Here is a 4,191-nt window from a genome sequence, read left to right as displayed (position 1 = left end):
CGCGCTCGCGGATCGGCCGCAGCCGGGCGCCACGTTCTCGCCACGACCCGCCTGCAATGCCGGTTCGACGCGTGCCCCTCGGCACGCCGACAGAACGATCGAAAAGACAGAGGGAGACGCGCGTGGCCGCTTTGAGGACGGGCCTCGGCCTGCAGGCCGTGGTGACGGCGCTCTTCGCGCTGGTGCTGCTGATCGCGCCCGGCGATCCCGCGCCGCCCCTCTACGTCTCCCTGAGCGGCCTCGCCATGGCGGGTATCCTCCTCGCGTCGGGCAAGCTCTCGTCCTACCTCAAGGTCTTCGTTTCAGTCTACGGCATCGGCTACCTGTTCCTCGCCGGGGCCAAGCAGGCCGCGTCCATGGGCCTGCTGCCGCCGACGCTGGCCGCCCTGCTGCCGCCGAGCTTCGCCGCCACCGGCGCGGTGGTCTTCGCCGGCATCGTCCTGGCGGTCTCCCACCTGGAACCGATCCGGGCGATCACGCTCATCGCGGACCCGTACTTCGCCACCAAGGACAAGCCGACCCGCGAGATCGGGCCGTTCCGGTTGTTCGGCAGCACCGAAGGCAAGGTCGGCCAGCGCCTCGTCGCGCTGTCGATCTTCATCACCTTCGCGCAGGTCGCCCTGCAATTGCGGCTGAACTTCTGGTTCCGCGACCTCTTCAACGCGCTCCAGGAATATAACGCCGACGCGTTCTGGTATCAGCTCGTCTGGGTCTTCGTGCCGCTGGCCACGATCTGGGTCGTGGTCGGCATGTTCGACACCTTCGTGGACGCCTCCCTGCACATCCGCTGGCGGACCTGGCTCACCCGCAGCTTCTACGGTCGCTGGCTCGACGCCGGCACGCATTACCGCGTGCCCTTCACCGACGAGCACGCGGACAACCCGGATCAGCGCATCCAGAGCGACGTGAACCTGTTCATCTCGCAGACGACGACGCTCTCGATCCGCCTGCTGTCGCAGGCCGCGACCCTGGTCTCCTTCATGGTCATCCTCTGGGGCCTGTCGCGGGACTTCGTGCTGCCCTTCACCGACACGGTGGTGCCGGGCTTCCTGGTCTGGCTGGTGGTCGGCTACGCCGTCGTCGGCACCTGGCTGACCCACATCATCGGACGCCCCTTGATCGGGCTCGACTTCCGGCAGGAGAAGGTGGAGGCGGATTTCCGTTTCTCGCTCGCCCGGACCCGCATCTACGGCGAGCAGATCGCCCTGCTGCGCGGTGAGCGTGCCGAGACGGTGCGGCTGGGCACCCTCTTCCACGCGATCATCGACAACTACCTCGGCATCATCGTCCGGCGGATCAAGCTCGGCAGCTTCACCCTGTCCTACAGCCAGATCAGCGTGGTGTTCCCCTACATCCTGGCCGCCCCGTCCTACTTCCTGAAGAAGATCACCCTGGGGCAATTCCAGCAGACGGGCGATGCCTTCGGCAGCGTGCAATCCTCGCTGTCGTTCTTCATCAATTCCTACGTCACCATCGCGGCCTACCGGGCCAACACCAACCGCCTCTCCTCCTTCAAACGGGCCATGACCAAGGCGGAGGCGATCGGCGGCACCGGCGAGGGCCTGTTCCAGGGCAACGAGACGCGGGGCGACGTCACCGCCTCCAAGCTCAGCCTCAGCCTGCCGGACGGGCGCGAGATCGTCACCGCCGACACGCTCACGATTTCCAAGGGCGGCGCGACCCTGCTCACCGGTCCGTCGGGCTCGGGCAAGTCGACGCTCTTCCGCGCGATCGCGGGCATCTGGCCCTTCGGCAAGGGCCGCATCGATCTGCCCAAGGGCCAGTCGGCCCTGGTGCTGCCGCAGCGGCCCTACATCCCCCTCGGCACCCTGCGCGGCGCGGTTGTCTATCCCGCCACCACCGACATGTTTCCCGACGAGGCGATCCGCGACGCCCTGATGGCCGCGCAACTTCCGGGCCTGGTCGACCGCCTCGACGAGGTCGATGCCTGGGACCAGCGCCTCTCGGGGGGCGAGCAGCAGCGCCTCGCGGTCGCCCGCGCGGTGCTGGCCAAGCCGGACTGGCTCTTCCTCGACGAATCCACCGCCGCCCTCGACGAGCCGAGCGAAGCCGCGATCTACCGGATGCTGCGCGAGCGCCTGCCCGGCACCACCATCGTGTCGATCGGCCACCGCTCGACCCTGCACGGCCTGCACGACCGGCGCCTCGACATGCAGCCGGCCAACGAGGGCCGCTTCGTGCCCCGCGAGGTGCCCTCCCCCGTCGCGGCGGAGTAGCCGGCCGGCATCGGCTCGGCCTTCGAGGGCTCCTCAGCGCAGGAAGGTCACGGCGATCGGTGCCAGGATCGCCGTGAGAAAGGCGTTGAAGCCGAGGGCGATCCCCGCGAAGGCACCCGCCACTTCGTTGACCTGGAAGGCGCGCGCGGTTCCGACGCCGTGCGCGGCGAGGCCCGCCGCAAAGCCCCGCGCCCGCATGTCGCGTATGCGCAGCGCGTTCATCAGGGGCGTCACCAGGATGCCGCCGGTCATGCCCGTCAGCATGACGATCACCGCCGCCAGGGTCGGGTCGCCCCCGAGGGTCTGGGCGATGCCCATGGCGACGCCGGTGGTCACGGATTTCGGAGCGAGCGAGACGATGACGTCCCGTGGGATCCCGAAGGTGCGGCCGAGGAGCAGCGCCGAGGACAGGGCCACAACGGACCCGACCACGAGGGCGGCCAGCATCGGCACGAGGGCGCGCAGCACCGTGGCGCGGTACTCGTAGAGCGGGATCGCCAGGGCCACCGTTGCGGGCCCGAGCAGGAAGTGCACGAACTGGGCGCCCTCGAAATAGGTCGCGTAGGGCGTCCCCGTGGTCTCCAGCACGGTGGCCGTCAGCGCGATGGCGATCAGCACCGGATTGGCGAGAGGGTGGCGTCCTGTGGCCTGCGCGATCCGATCGGCGATCACGTAAGCCATCAGGGTCACGGTCAGCCACAGCAGCGGCGTCCGCGAGAGATAGACCCAGACGGCGAAGTCCCCCGTCACGACGCGGCCCCGGGCTTGGTCCCGGGCTTCGCCTTGGCGAGCCAGCGCGACACCGCCACGAAGGTGAGCGCGGTGGCGGCCAGGGTCGACAGGGTCGACATCAGCACGATGACCGCCAGGGCGACGCCGTGCGCTTCCAGCACGTCGAGGCGACCGATGATGCCCGCACCCGCCGGCACGAACATCAGCGAGAGATTGGCGAGCAGGCCCTTGCCGGTGCCCTCCAGGCGTCCGTCGACCAGGGCCGGCGGCAGGAGGCGCGGGGCGAGGCGCGGCGCCCGGTCTCGCAGGACGAGGAAGAGTAGCAACAGGGCCAGGCCGATGAGGGGCCCGGGCACCGGCAGGTCGGTCGCCCGTGCGAGGGCCTCTCCAATGAGTTGCGCGAGGAGAATCAGGGTGAGGCAGAGGATCATCGCGTCGACGCGGTCAGTTCAGCGTCACCCGCCCCTCGGCGGCGTTTCGGCGCGCCTCGCCGATGGCCGCCTCGTCGAGGCCGAGCAGGCCGCCCAGGCGCCAGACCAGGGCCTCCTCGAATTCGTGGACGCTGCCGTCGGCGCCCGCCACCGACCAGGCCATGGCGAGAAGACGGGCACGCCGGTCCGGCCCGACCTCGTGGCCGATCATCTCGACCAATTGCGCCATGTCGCGGGTCTGCGCGTCGAACGCGGCGGCTCGCGCGATCAGGGCCTCCGCCTCGGCGCGGGTCTCGGTGAAGCGCCCGACGACCAGCCGGCCGAGCCGTTCCGTCTCCTCGGGCGCCAGCACGCCGTCGGCGCGGGCCACGTGCACGAGAAGCGCGATCGCCGCGAGGCGCTCGTCCGCCTCTACGGCGACGGTGTCGGTCCCGCCGAGCCCGAAGGCGTCGGCGGCGTAGGCACGAAGGCGGGCGATCAGCGACATGGCGATCCTCGGGAGACCGGGCAAGCCTTCGGGGCGGGGCGCCATGCCGTCAAGGAACGCGATCATCCTGTCGGACCGATCCGTCGCCACCGTGACCGGGATGCATCGATCCGGAGGACCGCGCGACTCACCATGTCGCGTGATGCAGCTTGCCATTCCCCGCGCCGCCCGATATGACCCTCCCCCGAACGGGACCTGCCGGAACACGGCATCCGGGCCCGGTTCGTGCCGCAATAGCTCAGCTGGTAGAGCACCTCATTCGTAATGAGGGGGTCGGGGGTTCGAATCCCTCTTGCGGCACCAT

4 protein-coding genes and 1 tRNA gene are annotated in these 4,191 nt (G+C 69.7%); 2 read left to right on the top strand and 3 right to left on the bottom strand.

Features of this window, described 5'->3' with window-relative positions:
- Positions 1–122 precede the first annotated feature (122 nt).
- Positions 123–2,237 (top strand): ABC transporter ATP-binding protein/permease, encoded by a 2,115-nt coding sequence (locus K2X24_RS07475; protein ID WP_292496331.1) that lies wholly within the window; start codon positions 123–125, stop codon positions 2,235–2,237.
- 33 nt (positions 2,238–2,270) lie between these two features.
- On the opposite strand, the gene K2X24_RS07470 is transcribed toward K2X24_RS07475, so the two are convergent.
- The 3 genes from K2X24_RS07470 to K2X24_RS07460 are packed head-to-tail and all read right to left on the bottom strand — an operon-like array spanning position 2,271 to position 3,887.
- The gene (locus K2X24_RS07470; RefSeq protein WP_292496329.1) at positions 2,271–2,987 is read right to left on the bottom strand and encodes an LrgB family protein; all 717 of its coding nucleotides are present in this window, start codon (positions 2,985–2,987) and stop codon (positions 2,271–2,273) included.
- Positions 2,984–3,400 (bottom strand): CidA/LrgA family protein, encoded by a 417-nt coding sequence (locus K2X24_RS07465; RefSeq protein WP_292496327.1) that lies wholly within the window; start codon positions 3,398–3,400, stop codon positions 2,984–2,986. Before K2X24_RS07465 ends, K2X24_RS07470 begins: the two co-directional genes overlap by 4 nt.
- Positions 3,401–3,413: 13 nt before the next feature.
- Positions 3,414–3,887: a TerB family tellurite resistance protein gene (locus K2X24_RS07460; RefSeq protein ID WP_292496325.1), complete on the bottom strand. Its 474-nt coding sequence runs from the start codon at positions 3,885–3,887 to the stop codon at positions 3,414–3,416.
- A gap of 227 nt (positions 3,888–4,114) precedes the next feature.
- Here K2X24_RS07460 and K2X24_RS07455 point away from each other — a divergent pair.
- Positions 4,115–4,190 (top strand) — tRNA-Thr (locus tag K2X24_RS07455).
- Position 4,191 lies beyond the last annotated feature (1 nt).

It is taken from the genome of Methylobacterium sp. (genome assembly GCF_019750675.1).
Classification (GTDB): domain Bacteria; phylum Pseudomonadota; class Alphaproteobacteria; order Rhizobiales; family Beijerinckiaceae; genus Methylobacterium.
This window is presented reverse-complemented; position numbering and strand designations above follow the sequence as displayed.